20 protein-coding genes are annotated in these 17,495 nt (G+C 45.4%); 7 read left to right on the top strand and 13 right to left on the bottom strand.

Annotation, left to right across the window (positions count from 1 at the left end; translation table 11 throughout):
• Nucleotides 1-56: 56 nt before the first annotated feature.
• The 3 genes from F891_RS01440 to F891_RS01430 all read right to left on the bottom strand — a co-directional run bounded on the left by F891_RS01440 (nt 57) and on the right by F891_RS01430 (nt 2,679).
• A complete protein-coding gene (locus F891_RS01440; protein ID WP_005261656.1) occupies nt 57-1,013 on the bottom strand; it encodes a 2-hydroxyacid dehydrogenase in 957 nt (318 codons plus the stop codon).
• A gap of 89 nt (nt 1,014-1,102) precedes the next feature.
• Complete coding sequence (locus F891_RS01435; RefSeq protein WP_004729374.1) at nt 1,103-1,282, bottom strand: hypothetical protein; 180 nt, start codon at nt 1,280-1,282, stop codon at nt 1,103-1,105.
• A gap of 125 nt (nt 1,283-1,407) precedes the next feature.
• The gene (locus F891_RS01430) at nt 1,408-2,679 is read right to left on the bottom strand and encodes a hypothetical protein (RefSeq protein WP_005261653.1); all 1,272 of its coding nucleotides are present in this window, start codon (nt 2,677-2,679) and stop codon (nt 1,408-1,410) included.
• A 113-nt stretch (nt 2,680-2,792) separates the two neighbouring features.
• Between F891_RS01430 and F891_RS01425 the strand changes: the two genes are divergently transcribed.
• On the top strand, nt 2,793-3,569 hold the full coding sequence (locus F891_RS01425; RefSeq protein WP_005261651.1) for a class I SAM-dependent methyltransferase: 777 nt from the start codon (nt 2,793-2,795) through the stop codon (nt 3,567-3,569).
• 15 nt (nt 3,570-3,584) lie between these two features.
• Nucleotides 3,585-4,172, top strand: a complete 588-nt coding sequence (locus F891_RS01420; protein ID WP_004647351.1) for a hypothetical protein — start codon at nt 3,585-3,587, stop codon at nt 4,170-4,172.
• 150 nt (nt 4,173-4,322) lie between these two features.
• Here the strand turns inward: F891_RS01420 and F891_RS01415 are convergent, their stop codons facing one another.
• Together F891_RS01415 and F891_RS01410 are read right to left on the bottom strand one after the other, a co-directional pair.
• A complete protein-coding gene (locus tag F891_RS01415) occupies nt 4,323-5,522 on the bottom strand; it encodes a TIGR03862 family flavoprotein (protein WP_005261648.1) in 1,200 nt (399 codons plus the stop codon).
• Nucleotides 5,523-5,526: 4 nt separating this feature from the next.
• A complete protein-coding gene (locus F891_RS01410; protein ID WP_171066332.1) occupies nt 5,527-6,171 on the bottom strand; it encodes a class I SAM-dependent methyltransferase in 645 nt (214 codons plus the stop codon).
• Between the two features lie 84 nt (nt 6,172-6,255).
• On the opposite strand from F891_RS01410, the gene F891_RS01405 reads away from it, so the two are divergent.
• On the top strand, nt 6,256-6,429 hold the full coding sequence (locus F891_RS01405; protein ID WP_004278554.1) for a DNA gyrase inhibitor YacG: 174 nt from the start codon (nt 6,256-6,258) through the stop codon (nt 6,427-6,429).
• Nucleotides 6,430-6,604: 175 nt separating this feature from the next.
• Nucleotides 6,605-6,787: a hypothetical protein gene (locus tag F891_RS01400; RefSeq protein WP_004278555.1), complete on the top strand. Its 183-nt coding sequence runs from the start codon at nt 6,605-6,607 to the stop codon at nt 6,785-6,787.
• A 40-nt stretch (nt 6,788-6,827) separates the two neighbouring features.
• Here the strand turns inward: F891_RS01400 and F891_RS01395 are convergent, their stop codons facing one another.
• From F891_RS01395 to F891_RS01375, 5 genes are all read right to left on the bottom strand, one after another.
• Nucleotides 6,828-7,472 (bottom strand): MBL fold metallo-hydrolase, encoded by a 645-nt coding sequence (locus F891_RS01395; RefSeq protein WP_005245863.1) that lies wholly within the window; start codon nt 7,470-7,472, stop codon nt 6,828-6,830.
• Nucleotides 7,473-7,494: 22 nt separating this feature from the next.
• Nucleotides 7,495-8,508, bottom strand: a complete 1,014-nt coding sequence (gene hemH / locus F891_RS01390) for a ferrochelatase (RefSeq protein ID WP_005261642.1) — start codon at nt 8,506-8,508, stop codon at nt 7,495-7,497.
• Between the two features lie 65 nt (nt 8,509-8,573).
• Nucleotides 8,574-9,602: a DUF4062 domain-containing protein gene (locus tag F891_RS01385; protein WP_005261641.1), complete on the bottom strand. Its 1,029-nt coding sequence runs from the start codon at nt 9,600-9,602 to the stop codon at nt 8,574-8,576.
• Between the two features lie 115 nt (nt 9,603-9,717).
• On the bottom strand, nt 9,718-10,590 hold the full coding sequence (gene murI / locus F891_RS01380) for a glutamate racemase (RefSeq protein ID WP_004729363.1): 873 nt from the start codon (nt 10,588-10,590) through the stop codon (nt 9,718-9,720).
• A gap of 48 nt (nt 10,591-10,638) precedes the next feature.
• The gene (locus tag F891_RS01375; protein WP_005261640.1) at nt 10,639-11,250 is read right to left on the bottom strand and encodes a DUF1285 domain-containing protein; all 612 of its coding nucleotides are present in this window, start codon (nt 11,248-11,250) and stop codon (nt 10,639-10,641) included.
• A 186-nt stretch (nt 11,251-11,436) separates the two neighbouring features.
• Here F891_RS01375 and F891_RS01370 point away from each other — a divergent pair, with 186 nt between their 5' ends.
• Nucleotides 11,437-13,149 carry an electron transfer flavoprotein-ubiquinone oxidoreductase gene (locus F891_RS01370; RefSeq protein WP_005261639.1) on the top strand — a complete coding sequence of 571 codons (1,713 nt, stop codon included), beginning with the start codon at nt 11,437-11,439 and terminating at the stop codon, nt 13,147-13,149.
• A 203-nt stretch (nt 13,150-13,352) separates the two neighbouring features.
• On the opposite strand, the gene tusA is transcribed toward F891_RS01370, so the two are convergent.
• Entirely contained in the window at nt 13,353-13,613 is a 261-nt protein-coding gene (tusA, locus tag F891_RS01365) for a sulfurtransferase TusA (protein ID WP_004729361.1), read from the bottom strand.
• Nucleotides 13,614-13,814: 201 nt separating this feature from the next.
• Between tusA and F891_RS01360 the strand changes: the two genes are divergently transcribed.
• Nucleotides 13,815-14,654, top strand: coding sequence for an HlyC/CorC family transporter (locus F891_RS01360; protein WP_005261638.1), 840 nt, complete (start codon nt 13,815-13,817; stop codon nt 14,652-14,654).
• Nucleotides 14,651-16,210: an apolipoprotein N-acyltransferase gene (gene lnt, locus F891_RS01355; RefSeq protein WP_005261637.1), complete on the top strand. Its 1,560-nt coding sequence runs from the start codon at nt 14,651-14,653 to the stop codon at nt 16,208-16,210. Before F891_RS01360 ends, lnt begins: the two co-directional genes overlap by 4 nt.
• A 153-nt stretch (nt 16,211-16,363) precedes the next feature.
• Here the strand turns inward: lnt and F891_RS01350 are convergent, their stop codons facing one another.
• Nucleotides 16,364-16,699, bottom strand: a complete 336-nt coding sequence (locus F891_RS01350) for a hypothetical protein (protein ID WP_004278566.1) — start codon at nt 16,697-16,699, stop codon at nt 16,364-16,366.
• Between the two features lie 284 nt (nt 16,700-16,983).
• A complete protein-coding gene (gene gspG, locus F891_RS01345) occupies nt 16,984-17,418 on the bottom strand; it encodes a type II secretion system major pseudopilin GspG (RefSeq protein WP_004278567.1) in 435 nt (144 codons plus the stop codon).
• Between the last annotated feature and the right edge of the window lie 77 nt (nt 17,419-17,495).

Here is a 17,495-nt window from a genome sequence, read left to right as displayed (position 1 = left end):
GTGATGGGCTTTTTTAATTTTTAGAAAATAAAACTATTACCTTGTATCGACGCGATCTATGAATTGACCTGTCGAATCGGCTGACCCTGTTTAAATGCTGCTACATTTTCGACCATTTGATCCACAATCCGTTGTCTTGCATCGACACTGCCCCAAGCATTATGCGGTGTCACAATCAGGTTGGGAATCGTAGAGTCGAGCAGCACATTGCCCTGTTTCGGTGGTTCTACCGTTAGAACATCTGTCGCTGCACCGGCAATCTTGCCTGCACGCAGAGCCTCAGCCAATGCCGCTTCATCGACAATTCCGCCACGCGCACAGTTAATTAAAAATGCGCTGCTTTTCATTGCATCCAGCTCAGTATGACTGATTAAATGGTGGGTATCTTCAGTGAGTGGACAATGCAAAGTTAAAAAATCGACTTGAGGAAGTAGCTCGGCAAATGGCGCACGAGATGCATCCGCCGGACGATTTGGCAGCGCGGCAATAAGCACTTTCATGCCAAAGGCTTCGGCCAGTTTCGCCACCGCATGGCCCAGTTCGCCATAACCCACAATGCCCAATGTTTTTCCGGCCAGCTCGACAATTGGCGCATCCAGCAAACAGAACTGACTGGCTTTTTGCCATTCGCCTTGTTGTAACGCACGTTGGTAAGACAGGAATGAAGTTGCCAGATTCAGCATCAACATGATGGTATGCTGCGCGACTGCCGAAGTGCCATAAGCCTGACAGTTACACACGACGATCCCTTGCGCTTTGGCCGCCTCAAGGTCGACATTATTGGTGCCGGTTGCAGAGATTAAAATGAGTTTGAGTTGAGGGCATTGCTGAATCGTAGCTGCACCGATCATCACCTTATTCGTAATGATAACATCGACATCAGCTACACGGGATGCAATCTCGGCAGCCGAGGTCGCCGGATACAAAACCAGTGGATCAAATGCGGCATGCAGTGCCTGAAAGTCTAAATCCTGCTGGTCTAAAGAAGCATAGTCTAAATAAACGGCTTTCATGGCTGTTCCCTCAATCCTGTTTGACAATTTATGTCTGTCATTTAAAACAAGTCATTGAGTCTTTTCAACCTGTTTCCAGCCTGATGCAATTAATCCAGCGGTTTATCCATATGATTACGTAGTGACTTGCGAATTCGATACACCACATACACAGACAGAATAATCATAAAGATGATGGACGCACTGACCATGATCACTGCAGGATGCACAGTTTCTGCATGCGCCAGATTAGGTAGAACCAAACCGAAGATAAAACATACTTGCATCATAGAGATCCCCTTCTTCGTTTCAACCATCGGGAACGATATAATTGGTTTATTATTTATACCGCTTATCTCTATATTATGCCAAGCTCATCACAAGTCAAGTAATTGTTTTTTATAAAAATTTTTAGTTAACTTATCTCAGTGTGCGTCACAAACTGCGTATTTTTGTCACTATCGTCGATAAAAGCAGCAGCACCATACTCATTGGTACTCAGATTCAGCTGCTTATAGCTAAACATATAAAAATCGCTATAACGCTTCATTAAAATCGGGTGCATACCCAGACTGAGCTCATCCTGTTCCTTGATCAGTTTCATGATATGCCGGTCATTCATCACCACCAAATAACGTTCATCATTCAGATTAATACTCAATAAACCATTACCTTTGGCATAAATCGGAATCAGAAATTTATGGTTCAGGGCAATTGCACCTTCTGCATAACTTTCGATTTTATGACTGATGACATTAAATACCAGACCATGTCCATAGTGGTCCAATAACAGCTGACGATTTTCCTGCGGCAAATTCACATGAATGCCCAGTTTGAGCAGGTCATGCTGATCAACCTGTTTATTGCGTAACAGTTCCCGCAAAATCACCTGTTTCTGGCTGGCATCAAAAAACTGGTTATCCAGTTGCAGATCGTTATTTTTCAGAATGTGCCCCAAAGCCATGCGGTGTCGTGGCAAGACATTTTCAATCACCTTACGATAATAGAACTTGCTGTTTTTCTTGACCCGGCGCATTTTCTGATAGAAATAGCTTGGCTCATATTCATGCACCAAAAAGTCATAGAGCAATTCGGAACTAGCCAAAACTGCGATCGCATCATGTCCGGTAAAAGGCAAATGCAGCACATGATGATGCGGAATCAGCGCCTCTAATTTCAGATAATGGGCCCGATCTTCGGCACAGTAGGGATCATACACAATAATATATTCACAGGCGTTGTCGATATCTTCGGCCGCAACCCGCATATTGGCATTCAGCTCTGGCTGATAGAACATGTTATAGCGGGCATCATGTACATCTTCCGGATCAATCGAGTATTGCGGCACCATCGCCACCACCCGTTGCACGCCCAAGGCACGGGAATATTTAATCGCGGCATAGCCGCCCATCGAACCGCCATAGGCAATACGCTGCTGAAATGGCGCAATCAGATCTGCGATGGCTTGCAACATGTTCCACATGGAACCTTGCGGAAACCAGGATTTATGCTTAGGCATAATGCCAAGCACATTAAACTCGAATTTCGCCAGTGACTTTTCTGCATTGATGTTGAGGCCCTTGGCACGGGTAATCAAATCGCCAAATGAAAAAATCAGTTCTGAAGAAGATCCCGGCATAAAAATCGCGCGTATATGTTCATCTTCAAAAAAAATCTGCTTGTCCATAACTTTCCCGTGCTGGTAAATCGAACCCTTCCACAACAATTCAGTCAATGAACGCTGTCAAAAAAGTGAATATGCTATTTTATATCGATCAAAAAGATTAAAAAGCGCAAAATATGACACAATCATTACATCCTGCAGCAAAACGGGGTTTTAGTGCGTCGGCTGAGCTCTATCAGCAAGTGCGTCCCGATTATCCGGCAGAAATCAGCCAATGGCTGAGTGAAACGCTGGCTTTGCCTGTAGATGCGCATCTTCTGGATTTGGGTAGTGGAACTGGCAAGTTTATCCCCTATTTACGCCCGCTCAGTAAGCACATTATCGCGATTGATCCTGTCCGGGAAATGCTGGCTCAATTAAAACAGGCGCATCCGGACATTCATGCTCTTGAAGGCGTTAGCCATCAACTTCCCCTGCCTGATCATAGCCTGAATGCGGTATTTTGTGCACAGTCATTTCACTGGTTTGCCGATTCTGCTACCTTACAAGAATTAGATCGGGTACTCAAACCGCAGGGTTATCTGGTGTTAATTTGGAATCAGCGCGATACTCGGATCGACTGGGTTCAGGCCTTGGCCGATTGTATTGCCCCCTTGGAAGGCGATACGCCGCGCTATCATAGCGGCACCTGGCGCGAGGTCTTTGCACAGCAAACGCTATTTCAGCCCTATGCAGAAACCACAATGACCCAGCAACAGCATGGCAGTGTCGAGCAGGTGGTATCCAAGCGGCTGCTCTCGACTAGTTTTATTGCAGCCATGCCTGAACAGCAGCAGGCACAGTTAAAACAACAATTTGAACAGATCATCCAGCAATATACAGCCAAAAGCGCAGAGGAAATGATCGATTTTCCTTATGTCACCCATATCTATGTGTTCAAGAAAAGTAATTAAAAACAGGAGGCGATCATGCATAAAATACCAGGAATGACACGAACGCTGTTGTTCGCTGCGGCCATGCTGCTGATGGCATGTGACCAGAAAACGACCGAAACTCCGACTGAAGCGACAACAGATAATACGGCTTCAGATCAAGTCATGCAGGAACTGAAAACCGAGCCACTGAAAGACTTCCCTAAAACTGCTGATGATCCGCATGATATTGCTGCATTGACAGATTATGAACAGCGCTTTCAGGAAATGAGCAGCGACTTGGAAAAAGAATTAAACAGCATGCGCGATGATGAAAATATGACAGAAGAATTTGTCCAGCAACGTCAGCGTGATCATGTCCAGTCAGCATTGAATATGTTGAAGGCTTTAGAACTGAAAACCGAACAGGGCCGTTATATTCAGGGCTTAATGTATCAATACTGGGAACATCAGGACAAATTACTCAATACTCCCAAGACTCAAGCTACACCCGTGAATGAAGCCAGTGAGAATGTCAAAGGTCTAGGGAAATATCTACACGCCCAAGAACAACTGGAACGCTGGCGTTCGCAATATCCGGATCTCGCCAAGAAAGAACCCGCTTCCCGGCAAGTGAAGGAATAGTCTAGGATGCTAGATTGGCACACAGCTTAGATAAAATACAAAAATAATCTAAGCTGAACTGGCAGCTTTAAAACAGCGTGAATGAACAAGGCCGGATCTGTTGAGTCTGCATTCAGTATAAATACTAGATCATCCTAGCTATAAAATGACTTAATCTGCTGTCAGAAACTGATGCACACCTTCACCCGCTGCACGCCCTGTGGCAAAACAGGCTGTCAGTAGATAACCGCCGGTCGGTGCATCCCAGTCCAGCATTTCTCCGCAAAGAAATACATGTGGGTTAGATTTCAATTGTAGCTGTTCTGACAACACTTCACGCTTGACACCACCTGCACAGCTAATCGCCTCTTCAATCGGGCGGAAACCTGTGAGTGGAAGGGTCAAATGTTTAATTTTTTTGGCTAATTCAGCAGCATCTTGCCATACCGCTTTGGCTACCAATTCCCGTACTAAGGCCGCCTTGGCACCGTCCAATCCAGCTTTACGCCAGACATTAGTTAAAGACTGCTTCTTACTTGGCTGTAATTTTTGCGCAAGCTGTTCCATGCTTTGATTTGGGAAGAGGTCCAGATGCAGCTGCATCGGCTGCCCCTGTTTTAGTTGCTCGCGTAAACCCCGACCCTGCTTATAGATCAGGCCACTTTCCAGACCATAATGACTGATCACGATATCTCCAACGGTCTTTTCACCTTGCCCTAACCATGCTGCAACACGTTTCAGCGGCTGACCAAAGACTGGCTGCATAAATCGAGACCAGGGATATTCCACTCCGGCATTACTGGCCTGGAAAAGCTCAATTTCATCCAGCTTTAACCAGGCTTGCCATGCCCCATCACTACCCAACGCTGACCAAGACACTGCACCACAAGCCAGAATAATGGCATCAAAATGTTCAGTGCGATGTTCATTATTTTTCAGATCATGTAGCTCAAGCTGTTGTTGCTCTAACTGGCTGACTTTATGCCGGTAATGAAACTGGATGCCATCACTAGCCAAACGCTTGAGCCAGGCACGCAGCAAGGGCGCGGCTTTCATCTCTGTGGGAAATACCCGGCCGGATGAACCGATATAAGGCTCAATGCCGAGCTGCTTCATCCAGTCTTGAATCCAGAGTGCATCCCAGCGTTTGATCCAGGGAGACAACCACTCCACCTGATCATAACGTTGTACAAACTGTGGCACAGGCTCAGCATGGGAAATATTCAGACCGGTCTTGCCTGCCATCAGGAATTTACGCGCAGCAGACGGTTTTTGCTCATAGACATGCAGCTCATAACCAAACTGACTGAGCACTTCTGCCGCCATTAAGCCTGCGGGGCCTGCGCCCACAATAGCAATGCGTTTGCTCATCTGCTTATTCCGCGACGGTGGCATTCTGCCCTTGTAAAGGCTGGAAATCATCAAAGCGCGTTACATAACTTTCAGGCTTGCTGATGATCAGTTGCTGGCATAATTCGCCACGTTCCAGATATTTAATTTCAAAATGGGTACGCGCCGAATCTGCAGCAATCACTTCTTTGACAGAAGGCAGCTTCCAGAGCTCTCGCACCTGTGTTTCTGCTTCTTCGATATAAGTAGGAATATTACTGGCCAGCGTAATCGTTCCACCGATTTTCAGGCGGGAAAGCAGGAACTCAAAAAATGGCATATTGACCCAGCGCTGTGTCGGATTATGCGGTTCAGGATTTGGATATAAAATAAAGAATTGTTCTACCTGCTGCGGATACAGTGCATGCACGATCCACGGTAAAGCATCGGCATGAACGGTTTGTAAATTAGTTTGACCCTCAACCGCATGCTGTTTTTGCATCGCCAGAAATTTTTCACGGGTACGTTCAATTGCAATCAGTTGAGTGTCGGGATTATTCTTGCTGAATAACAAGGCATGTTTACCTTTACCCGCTCCCACTTCGACGCAGACCGGTTCAGGACTAATGCTTTGAAAATCACGGGGCGCATGCATACGCTGTGCTTGAAATTGACGAATCGGCATAATCAGATCAAACTAATAAAAACCGTATAAGTCTAACAAGTGCGGCTATATTTGCCTAATCGAACCTTTATTTTTCTTTGGAGTCGTCCCATGCCTACCACTTTAAACTGTCCGCGCTGTGGCAAGCTGACCACATGGGAAGATAATGAATTCCGTCCTTTTTGTTCAGAACGTTGCAAGATGATTGATCTAGGGGCTTGGGCCAATGAAGAATATAGCCTGCCTACTCAGGATGCACCACAAGCCGATAATAGCGAAGAATAAAATGTCTTCCTTGTCGAAAATTCTGTCTGAAAGCAGAATCTTGTCGAAATTAAGTAAATAAATCATATGAATTTTATAAAATTACTTAGATAAAGCAACACGAATTAACATCATTCATAAAGCCTTAGTATTATTGTTCTACTCTAAATTTTCACATTATTTTTAGAGCAATAATATGGGTTATATTATTTTAAGAGTCATATTAATTGGGGTTGGTCTACTCGCACTTCTTTCGTTGGGAGTCGGCATTTTCCAACAAGATAGTTTATTTATTGTATTGGGTGTGCTTTTTGCTTTTGCCGCTTGGCTCATACACATGCAAACGCGACAACTTCGCAATAATCCCTTTTCAGAATAAAGATAAAAGACCAAACTATGTTGGTCTTTTATTTACGCTTTTAACCCGCTTTACCTGCAACAAACGGATTATGCTGCTTTTCAAAACCAATGGTGCTGATCGGCCCATGTCCTGAAATGAATTGAGTTTCATCTGGCAGGCTGAAACATTCACGCTGAATTGAATCTAAGAGCTGTTGATGATTGCCACGCGGGAAATCAGTCCGGCCAATTGAGCCTTTGAACAAGACATCACCTGTCCATAACAAGTCATAATTTTTGTTATAGAACATCACGTGACCCGGCGTATGGCCTGGAGCAAAACGCACTTCGAACTCCTCATTGCCGAGTTTGAGCACTTCACCACCTTCCAGCCACTGGGTCACTTCAACTTTTTCCGGAATCGGAAAACCATAACGTGCCGAAACTTCTTGAATCATGTCAAGCCAGAATGCATCTTCCTTATGTGGTCCGATTACCGGTACATTCCAGGCCTTTTTTAATGCACCCACCGCACCCGCATGATCCAGATGGCCATGAGTGAGCCACAAGGCTTTAACCGTTAAACCCAGCGCTTCAACTTCAGCTTTGAGTTTTTCAGGTTCGCCCCCCGCATCAATCAAAATGGCTTCTTTAGTGTCCGCATCCCAAACGATCGAACAGTTTTGCTGAAATGCAGTAACTGGAACAATTTTGACTTGTAACATGGGGTGAAAAACCTCGGGCAAGTTAATGGGCAAGTGTCTGTGTCAATGCATCCAGATTAGCCTGGAGCAGACTGTTGAGCAATCGCAAATGATCTTCACGGCTATTTAAAGCAGGAATATAGCGATAGCTTTCACCGCCGAGTGCTTTAAATGTCTCGGCATTTTCGATTGCCAGCTCTTCAAGCGTTTCCAGACAGTCCGCGGAAAATGCCGGACTCATCACCTGAATTGATTTCACCCCTTGCTTGGCCCAATCTTCGAGCAAAACATCGGTATAGGGCTTGATCCACTCCTGTTTGCCAAACCGCGACTGAAAGCTGATCGCATATTGATCTTCGCTTAAACCTAGTGCTTCCGCCACCAATTTACCCGTGATGCGGCAACGGTCGGCATAAGGATCGCCTTTATCAGCATAAGGCTGTGGAATGCCGTGGAAAGACATCAATAATTTCTCTGGTTGACCATGAATTGCCTGATAATCACGTACACTTTGAGCCAACGACTGGATAAATAAAGGATGTTGATAATAATCCCGGATCACTGTCAAACCGGGTAAATTACGCTGTTTAACCACCCATTTCGCCACCGCATCGTATAGAGGTGCGGTCGACGTGGCTGAATATTGGGGAAACAGGGGAAATAGAATTACGTGTTCCTGTGGCTGCGCGGAGACTTGTGCCAAGACATCCTGAATGTTGGGATTGCCATAGGTCATGGCGGGTACCACATTCAGCTCAAACTGCGGATACAGCTGGGTGAGATGCGTCTTGACTGCTGCGACCTGCTCAAACAGAATTTCACGCATCGGCGAATCCTGTCCCCATACTTGCGCATAGGCCTGTGCTACCCGCTTTGGACGGAAGGGCAAAATGAATAAGCGCAGAATGATTTGCCAGATCGGTTTGGGAATTTCAATCACACGCTGGTCAGATAAAAACTGCTTGAGGAAACGGCGTACCGCTGGAATCGTAGGCTCATCTGGTGTGCCCAAGTTTGCCAATACAATCGTCACTTTCGCTTTAGCAGGAGAATACATTCAGTTCGTCCGTCAGGATATCAACCCCTGTACTTTAACAGCTTTTTATTTATTCTCTCTATGGATTAATACGCTGACTTATATTGAAAAGTGCGATCTAAATCCAGCAAGCTGCTATCTAGCAATTTTTGCGCTTTTGGCGTGATCTGCCACAGCATGCGCTGTCGGTCATCACGACCGGATGGTACAATCCAGTCATTCTGGCGCATTTGAATTTTTAAACTATGCAAGGCACGGATATTCATCTGGGCACGCGCGACAGCATGCGCTCGCGGCATCTGCACCCGTGCATCCTGCAAACCGGTTTCATTCAGATATTCATTCATGCGCTTTGAGAAAAACTCTTCAGGCGTGGGATTGACAAAAGTTGAACCCAGCAGCGTCAACAATTGCGCCCAAGTCAGTTTCTTCTGGACTTTGATTTCCTTGAAGTTACCATCCTGATAAGCATGCATCCGGTATTCAAAAGAAAAAATTTCATGCATCGCTACTTTGGGCAAGCTCAGGAATGGATCAACTTCTGCAGTTCCGCCATCACGTTCCAGTTGAGCCACTTTGGCTTTAAGCTGGTCAATCTCGTCATGCAGCGCCTGGGTATTTTGCGGACGCACCCAGCCGGTCACCGGATAGCGCTCCAGCATTTGCGGCATGTTAAAACGCACTGCCATTTCCAGATCGCGCAGGCTGCGGTAAGTAAAGACCTGATCGACTTCCTGCTGTAATAGTTGACGGAATTCCTTAAATTTTTCTTTTAATTCCGGTTTGGCATCATGTAATGCACTTTCACGTGATGCCGGATCATCATGCATAAACACAATAATCGGTTTTTGCTTGGTCACTGCATAAATATATTCGAGATGCATATAGCCGACACCCGATACCGACTGCTCCCCATACTGGCTGCCCAGCAGAATGACGACATAATCACAATCATCAATCTGGCGGCGTGCAAATGCAGTATTCAGCGGTGTACGCTGTTCCAGTCCCCACGAGAAAAACCCCATTCCTACCAGTGTTTGAGACAGAATGATACGCTCCGGTTGCATTTCTGCCCCAGAGGTTGAGATGAACACTTGGTACCGTTTATCCAGCATGGGCTATCCTCTTCTCCTGTACATTTGCGTAAAAATGCATTATCACATGCTTCTTTACCCAATATGGCCACCCCAAAATCAAAATATCTTTCTTCTTAAATTATAAAAATGAGTTTTAAACTGCACTCATATTACTGACCTGCCATTTTAAATCGGCCGGAATCAGGTGCTGCAAAATCGGTCGGAGCTGTTCAGCATTCTGCCCACTCACCACCAATTCAATTTTCACGCTTTCTTTAGACTCATGCTCAAATAATAACCCATTTTTAATTAAAATTCGGGCCGTTTGTCTTGCAACCGCGAATCCTGAGTCAATTAATGTCAGCTTTTGACCAAAAATATACTGAATTGACGATTTTAGGAAGGGGTAATGTGTACATCCTAATACTAAATAATCAGCGCCCTGATCTACAACTGGTTGTAAAATCTCTTTTAATGTCTGCAAACAGGCTGCACTCATCTGCTCTCCAGCCTCAACAAAAGGCACCAGATCCAGACTGGTCACGGGCAGGACTTTGACTTGAGCCGGTTCGGCAAAACGGGAAATGACATCTTTAATCAGCTGGCCGCGGAAGGTTGCAGGCGTGGCCAATACCGCCACAGTTTTCGACTGGGTATTCAGGACGGCCGGTTTAAGTGCGGGTACTAAACCGATAATCGGAAAGTTTTCACCATAATAGTCACGCAAATAATCCAGACTAAAAGCGGAAGCGGTATTACAAGCCACCACCGCAACTTTACAACCTTGACGATAAAGCCATTCAATCGCCTGAGCCGTCAAGGCACGAATTTCCTGATCATCTCTCGGGCCATAAGGCACATGCGCAGTATCCGCATAATAGACAAAGCGTTCATTAGGCAAATGGCGGGCAATTTCCAGGGCGACTGACAAGCCGCCTACGCCTGAGTCAAAAATGCCAATAGGCGCATCTGCCGTGGCATTGGGCATCGGGTCTAATAACTGGGAAATTGGTTGAATAGCGCTCATAACGTTGCAGGTAGCTTGTTTGAAATTTCTAGCGATCAAGCTTAAACCTCAGGTGCTCAAATGCAAGTCTAAATCACCACTTTTCAAACTTAAAACGGTTTCGCCTGCCGGATTTTCATCAAGCTCTCCCATCTCGACCAGATGTAAAAATGCCGCACGCTGAATCAGTGCATTAATCCCAAAACGCACATGCACATAAGGCCTCAACTCACCTTTGTATTCACGCATAAAGATTGGATGTTCAGCATCGACAATAATCAGGTCTTGCGTGGTTGTGCCCAGTTGCAGATAAGTCACTCCATTGATCTCAACCTGATCGACCTGATTGACAAATAAAGGTTCATCTTCAACTTCGATTTCAATCATTTCTACTGGTGTTTTTAGATAGAATTTATCGTTTTCTTTCCAGAGCACCGTTGCAAACAGGTCAATCATCGGCTGACGCTTGATCAATTGACCTTCGTGCCACCATTGGCCGTTGGCTAAAACCTTGAGATCCATTGTGCCACAATGCTTTGGCTGCCATTGCTCCAAAGGGGGTATTGACCTTTTGTGACTGCCCTGTGCATCTTTTAAGTATTGTGCGATATCCATTAAATTTTTATCATCGGGATAAGTTACTTTTTTCGTCGGATTTGTGCTGGGTACTGGCTTATCCATAAAAGAAGACCTTAATGACGGAAAAATAATATGTTTCAGCCAATTGGCTAAAACCGGCTTTAAAACTATACTAGCCCAGATTATCAAAGACACCAGCATTTTTGTGTCTAGGAACCAAGAACACTTATGGCAGCACCCAATCATATGATTATGGTTGCCACCGAATAGTAATATGAGGAGTCCTACATGGAACACATCGAACGTGAATCGATGGAGTTTGACGTCGTCATCGTAGGCGCAGGCCCTGCGGGTCTTTCTGCTGCGATCAAAATCCGTCAACTTGCAATTGAAAACAACTTAAACGATTTGTCCGTTTGTGTCGTAGAAAAAGGCTCCGAAGTCGGTGCGCATATTCTGTCTGGTGCTGTGCTTGAACCGCGTGCCATGAACGAGCTGTTCCCGGACTGGAAAGAACAGGGTGCCCCGCTGAATGTCCCGGTGACTGAAGATAAAACCTTCTTCCTGCTGTCAGATGAAAAATCACAGGAAGCACCGCACTGGATGGTGCCTAAAACCATGCATAACGATGGCAACTATGTCATTTCACTGGGCAATGTGGTGCGCTGGTTAGGCCAGAAAGCGGAAGAACTGGAAGTGTCGATCTTTCCGGGCTTTGCCGCGTCTGAAATTCTGTATCATGCCGATGGTACAGTCAAAGGCATCCAAACCGGTGATATGGGTATTGGTAAAGATGGCGAACCAACGCATAACTTTACCCCGGGTTATGAACTGCATGCCAAATACACAATTTTCGCTGAAGGCTGTCGTGGTCACTTAGGTAAACGTCTGATCCAGAAGTTCAACCTGGACAAGGACGCTGATCCGCAACACTACGGTATCGGCATTAAAGAGCTTTGGGAAATCGATCCTGCCAAGCATAAACCGGGTCTGGTGATGCACGGTGCCGGCTGGCCACTAAATGAAACTGGTTCTTCAGGTGGCTGGTGGTTATACCATGCTGAGAATAACCAGGTGACTCTGGGCATGATCGTAGATCTGTCTTACACCAACCCGCATATGTATCCCTTCATGGAAATGCAGCGCTGGAAAACCCATCCATTGATCAAGCAGTATCTGGAAGGTGGTAAGCGTATTTCTTATGGTGCGCGTGCTGTGACCAAAGGTGGTTTTAACTCATTACCAAAATTCACCTTCCCGGGTGGCTCGTTAATTGGTGATGATGCCGGCTTCCTGAACTTTGCCAAGATCAAGGGCTCACATACTGCGATGAAATCCGGCATGCTCTGCGGTGAAGCGGTATTTGAGGCGATTGCGGCCGGTGTAGAAAAAGGCGGTGATCTGACGGTGGCACGTGTGGCTGAAGGTGAAGATTTCTTTGTCAAAGAACTGACTGCTTATACCGACAAGTTCAACCATAGCTGGCTAAAAGAAGAGTTATACAACTCGCGTAACTTTGGCCCGGCAATGCACAAGTTCGGTCAATGGATCGGGGGTGCATTCAACTTTATCGACCAGAACGTGTTTAAAGTACCTTTCACCTTGCATGATCTGGTTCAAGACCATGCGGCGCTAAAAACCCAGGCAGCTGAAAGCTTCAAGCCAAACTATCCAAAACCGGATGGCAAGCTGACCTTTGACCGTCTGTCTTCAGTGTTTGTATCGAATACAGTGCATGAAGAGAACCAGCCAGCGCATTTGAAACTGACCGATGCTTCAATTCCGGTTGAAGTGAACCTGCCGAAATGGGACGAGCCTGCACAGCGCTACTGCCCGGCGGGTGTCTATGAAATTATGGAAAATAATGACGGTTCCAAGCGTTTCCAGATCAATGCAGCCAACTGTGTACACTGCAAGACCTGTGACATCAAGGATCCGTCCCAGAACATCACCTGGGTGACACCGGAAGGTGGTGGTGGTCCGAATTACCCGAATATGTAATTTGGATAATTCTTACGCGAGCTTATACCCGAATATGTAATCTGATCATCAGATAAAAAATAAACCCGCTTTTAAGCGGGTTTATTTATGGATAAAGATTAATAATTTCAGTTCCTGTCCATTCATCTATTTAATTAAGCAGATTTTTGAAATTTTATTTTCTAAATAAGACAAATGTTTGAGCTCATCTGTCATTTATCTCTTTAGCCGCCTTTTTTCACTAAATAATGAAATTCTTTATTGCCATTTTCATCCAGTCGTTCTTCCTGTAACAGCAACTCATGTCCCAGATGCATACAGAATTTTGGAATATCCCACGACGTTGAATTATCCGTGGCAAACACCTCAACCACATCACCTGCCTTGGATTTACGGATCGCCTGATGCAACATCATCACTGGCTCAGGACAACGTAAACCTCGGGTATTCAATTGCAGACTTGGAATAATTTCAGTTGGGGACATCGATAGACTCAGGATGGAAAGACCACCATATTTTAGCATAAAGCTGCGATTACATTGCTGCTTTGCATACGTGGCCAGTTTCAAAATCAGGCCTGACTCGTACGATCAAGACTCTGCATCATATTTACAATAGACAAGCGTATTTTCTGCGGTATGATAAAACCACGTTTTTTTAGATATTAAGAGTCTTCAGGAAAAATCATGCACGAGGAATCAGGCCCGTCGTGGGGTATGCGCGGCTTACGCAAATGGCTGGGAACTGCACCCGAAACTCGCGACGAACTGCTAAAATTAGTACAAGATTCACGTCGATTTTTAGAACCCGATACTGTTGCCATGCTTGAGGGCGTTCTTGACCTCCCGGCAACCAAAATTCGTGAAGTCATGACGCCTCGCACGTCTATGATCAGCTTACAGGAAGATGACCAACTGCTGGATATCCTGCATGTGCTGGTCGAATCTGCGCATTCACGTTTTCCGGTATTTTCATCCGATCAGACCGACAATGTAGTCGGCATTCTATTGGCCAAGGATCTATTGCCTTTTCTGACTGAGCCGACGGCCAAGGTCGATATTCGCGCGCTTATGCGTCAGCCTTTGTTTGTTCCGGAAAGTGCCCGCTCCGATCAGGTGCTGCGCATGCTGAAAAATACCCAGACGCATATTGCCGTAGTGATTGATGAATACGGTACGACTTCGGGTCTGGTAACACTGGAAGATATTCTGGAAGAAATTGTCGGTGAAATTGAAGATGAACATGACAATGCTGATGAAGAAGCATACTACATCGTTCCGGACAATGATCCGGCTACGGCCAATACCTGGGTGGTACAAGCGCTGACCCCGATTGAGTATTTCAATAATATGCTGGATGCGACTTTCCCTGATGATGAAGTGGAAACCATGGGTGGCTTGTTATTACAGGAAATTGGTCTGGTGAGTGACCTTGAAGGTCAAACCATTGAACTGGAAAACTGGCAATTTACCATTCTTGAGGCAGATTCACGCTCTATTCATCTAATTCGAGCCGTGCGCCAATGAGAGCGTATTTCGATAAGCTGTTGAGTTCGTCTCAACAGCAAAAACCTTTGCCGCTGATCTATCCTGTTTTAATTGCCTTATTCGCAGGTGCCATTTTTAGTTTGGCACTGGCTCCCTATCATTACTGGTGGCTGGCGATTCTGTCTCCGGCATTACTCTATGCCTGCCTGCGCGGACGTAGCGCAAAACAGGCTTTTGGCATTGGCTGGGCTTATGGGATTGGCTTGTGGTTTGTCGGTGCATTCTGGCTGTATACCTCGATTCATGTCTATGGAGATACCAGCGCATTTCTCAGTGTTGTAATGATCCTGATTATGGCACTGGTGATGGGACTGTTTAGTGCCGTTCAAACGTTTGTCTACCGCCGCTTTTTCCCAGAAACCCCTTTAACCTTTGCCCCGCTCTGGGTGCTGTTTGAATGGTCCAAGACTTGGGTCTTTACCGGTTTCCCGTGGCTATTTGCTGGCTATGCCTTTACCGAACGCTACTTGGATGCTTATGCGCCTTTATTCGGGGTGTTCGGGGTGTCTTTCGTGGTGATCATTCTGGCCTGTGCACTGGTTGAAATTCTGAATAGACGCCTGTTCTGGGCTATTCCTTCGGCAGTTTTATTACTCGGTGCCTGGGGCGCAGCACAGCTGACGTTTGTTGAGCAAAAAAATCAAAAGCCTTTAACGGTTTCCCTGATTCAGGGCAATATTCCGCAAGACTTGAAATGGCTAACTGAATATCAGGTGAAGACCTTATTGATTTATGCCAATTTGAGTAAAACCGAATGGGGCCGTGATCTGATCGTCTGGCCGGAATCTTCGATTCCCATGTTCCAGACTGATATTGAAGCCTTTCTGGAGGCCATGAAAGTACAAGCTGAAAAATCAGGCACTGCATGGGTGACCGGCATTCCATATTGGGATTTAGCCGAATCGCAGACTGCGGGCTATCCAAAATATTACAATAGTATTATGGCCAGTGGCGATGAATCCGATGGCCTATACAAGAAGCAACGACTGGTTCCCTTTGGTGAATATATCCCCTTATCAGGCTGGCTGAGCTGGGTCTTGCCAGGTCTGCAAAATGATCCTTCCATGAGTGGTTTTACCCGGGGCGCAGATCATCAAAAACCATTGAATGTGAAAAATCATCCATTGGGTTCTGCAATTTGCTATGAAGTGGCCTACCCGAATTTGACCCGTCGCAATGCCAGCCAAAGTGATTTTCTGGTGACCGTGTCTAATGATGCCTGGTTTACCGGCACGGCAGGACCATTACAGCATCTGCAAATGGTGCAAATGCGTGCTAAAGAAAATGGCCGCTGGTTTATTCGCGCCACCAATACCGGTGTAACCGCCTTTATTGACCACAATGGCCACATCGTAAAAAAAGCCCCGGTGGATCAGGAAGCGGTATTACGTGGTGAACTTCCAGCCATGCAGGGCGAAACGCTGTATATGAAACTCAGTGATTGGCCAGTGATGATCTTCTCAGTTCTGCTTTTGCTTATTGGATGGCGCTTCCGTCCACGTAAAGTGGATGTCAGCTTTAAGTCAAGAAGATAATTTCTTCAAGTCCCTCTTTTACAAAGAGGGATTTAGGGGATTCCTGAATATAGCACCTTATCAATCCCTCCTAAGCTCCCTTTATGAAAGCGAAGAACACTCAAGGCAATAAAAAACCGAGGTCACAGCCTCGGTTTTCTATCTCTTTAAAACTTAAAACTGTATAGCCAGATAACACACCATACTGGCAAGAGACAACATCGGCACATGACGATACAGGTTAACCAATGTCTGCTCAAATGCTGAACCTTGTTCGGCTTGAATGCGGATTACACTCGCATTTAATGCTGACCAGAAACACAGGGCCAATAAACTGCTCATCAAACTGATAGCAAAGAAAGCCACCATAATCTGGCTGCTGCCTTCGGTGCTTTGCCATAAATGGACGATTCCCTGACTGATCGGCAGCATGCTTAAAACCAGAAGAACAGATTTCAGCATCGACCAATGAAATTGATTGATTTCATCCCCTAAGATTAATGCTTTCATGTGCTTCTCCGTTGGCGAGTCAAGTACCATTCAGATCATTATGAGCTTTTTTAAATAAATAGAAAGTGTATGTTTATTCATATTTTACGAGAATTGTAATAGATAAATATGGGAATAATTCTTATTATAACTCGCATATCGTTTTTATTATTTCATTATTATAAATATCATTAACTTACATTATATTTAATAATTAATAGTTATTATCACTTCACTTCGTATTGAAATAGCCTATTCAGTGAAGTGATATATTCTATCTATCGAAAATTTATAACGATTCTCAATTAAGGCTGATAATAAATATCGGCATCTGTTCCTTCACCACCCGATTGACCATCTGCACCAAATGAATATAGATCGAAGCTGCGGCCATCGGTGCCCGGAATCACATATTGCAGTTCATTATCCCAGCTGTCTTTTGGAAAACCGCCCTTGACATAACCGCCTGGCACCCAGTTTTTTGCAGTCGCTGGCTGATTCACCAGTGCATCCAGACCGCCTTCCTGCATACTTGGATACTTGCCATTGTCCAGCTTGTATTGATCCAGTGAACCTGCAATGCTCTGCAACTTGATCACGGTGGTATCTACTTTGGCTTTTTCACCGCGTCCCATCACATTCGGAACAATCAGCGCAGCAAGCACACCGAGAATAACAATCACCACCATGACTTCGATTAAGGTAAAGCCCGTCTGTTTATTTAATTGATTCCTTTTCATTCAATCTCTCTCATTTATTTGCATCATTCAGAATTTCCACTTGAATCTTGATCACAGCAAAATTCTAACTGGCTTCT

The sequence above is a fragment of the Acinetobacter sp. CIP 101966 genome (genome assembly GCF_000369725.1).
Lineage (GTDB): Bacteria > Pseudomonadota > Gammaproteobacteria > Pseudomonadales > Moraxellaceae > Acinetobacter > Acinetobacter lwoffii_Q.
This window is presented reverse-complemented; position numbering and strand designations above follow the sequence as displayed.

Excerpts from the sequence above, each read along its gene's own strand:
- hemH (WP_005261642.1), bottom strand. The coding sequence starts at position 8,508 with ATGTATTCTCCTGCTAAAGCGAAAGTGACGATTGTATTGGCAAACTTG.
- lnt (WP_005261637.1), top strand. The coding sequence starts at position 14,651 with ATGAGAGCGTATTTCGATAAGCTGTTGAGTTCGTCTCAACAGCAAAAA.
- F891_RS01405 (WP_004278554.1), top strand. The coding sequence starts at position 6,256 with ATGCCTACCACTTTAAACTGTCCGCGCTGTGGCAAGCTGACCACATGG.
- F891_RS01375 (WP_005261640.1), bottom strand. The coding sequence starts at position 11,250 with ATGGATAAGCCAGTACCCAGCACAAATCCGACGAAAAAAGTAACTTAT.
- F891_RS01430 (WP_005261653.1), bottom strand. The coding sequence starts at position 2,679 with ATGGACAAGCAGATTTTTTTTGAAGATGAACATATACGCGCGATTTTT.
- F891_RS01370 (WP_005261639.1), top strand. The coding sequence starts at position 11,437 with ATGGAACACATCGAACGTGAATCGATGGAGTTTGACGTCGTCATCGTA.
- F891_RS01415 (WP_005261648.1), bottom strand. The coding sequence starts at position 5,522 with ATGAGCAAACGCATTGCTATTGTGGGCGCAGGCCCCGCAGGCTTAATG.
- F891_RS01435 (WP_004729374.1), bottom strand. The coding sequence starts at position 1,282 with ATGATGCAAGTATGTTTTATCTTCGGTTTGGTTCTACCTAATCTGGCG.
- murI (WP_004729363.1), bottom strand. The coding sequence starts at position 10,590 with ATGAGCGCTATTCAACCAATTTCCCAGTTATTAGACCCGATGCCCAAT.
- tusA (WP_004729361.1), bottom strand. The coding sequence starts at position 13,613 with ATGTCCCCAACTGAAATTATTCCAAGTCTGCAATTGAATACCCGAGGT.
- gspG (WP_004278567.1), bottom strand. The coding sequence starts at position 17,418 with ATGAAAAGGAATCAATTAAATAAACAGACGGGCTTTACCTTAATCGAA.
- F891_RS01425 (WP_005261651.1), top strand. The coding sequence starts at position 2,793 with ATGACACAATCATTACATCCTGCAGCAAAACGGGGTTTTAGTGCGTCG.
- F891_RS01350 (WP_004278566.1), bottom strand. The coding sequence starts at position 16,699 with ATGAAAGCATTAATCTTAGGGGATGAAATCAATCAATTTCATTGGTCG.
- F891_RS01395 (WP_005245863.1), bottom strand. The coding sequence starts at position 7,472 with ATGTTACAAGTCAAAATTGTTCCAGTTACTGCATTTCAGCAAAACTGT.
- F891_RS01385 (WP_005261641.1), bottom strand. The coding sequence starts at position 9,602 with ATGCTGGATAAACGGTACCAAGTGTTCATCTCAACCTCTGGGGCAGAA.
- F891_RS01440 (WP_005261656.1), bottom strand. The coding sequence starts at position 1,013 with ATGAAAGCCGTTTATTTAGACTATGCTTCTTTAGACCAGCAGGATTTA.
- F891_RS01360 (WP_005261638.1), top strand. The coding sequence starts at position 13,815 with ATGCACGAGGAATCAGGCCCGTCGTGGGGTATGCGCGGCTTACGCAAA.
- F891_RS01400 (WP_004278555.1), top strand. The coding sequence starts at position 6,605 with ATGGGTTATATTATTTTAAGAGTCATATTAATTGGGGTTGGTCTACTC.
- F891_RS01420 (WP_004647351.1), top strand. The coding sequence starts at position 3,585 with ATGCATAAAATACCAGGAATGACACGAACGCTGTTGTTCGCTGCGGCC.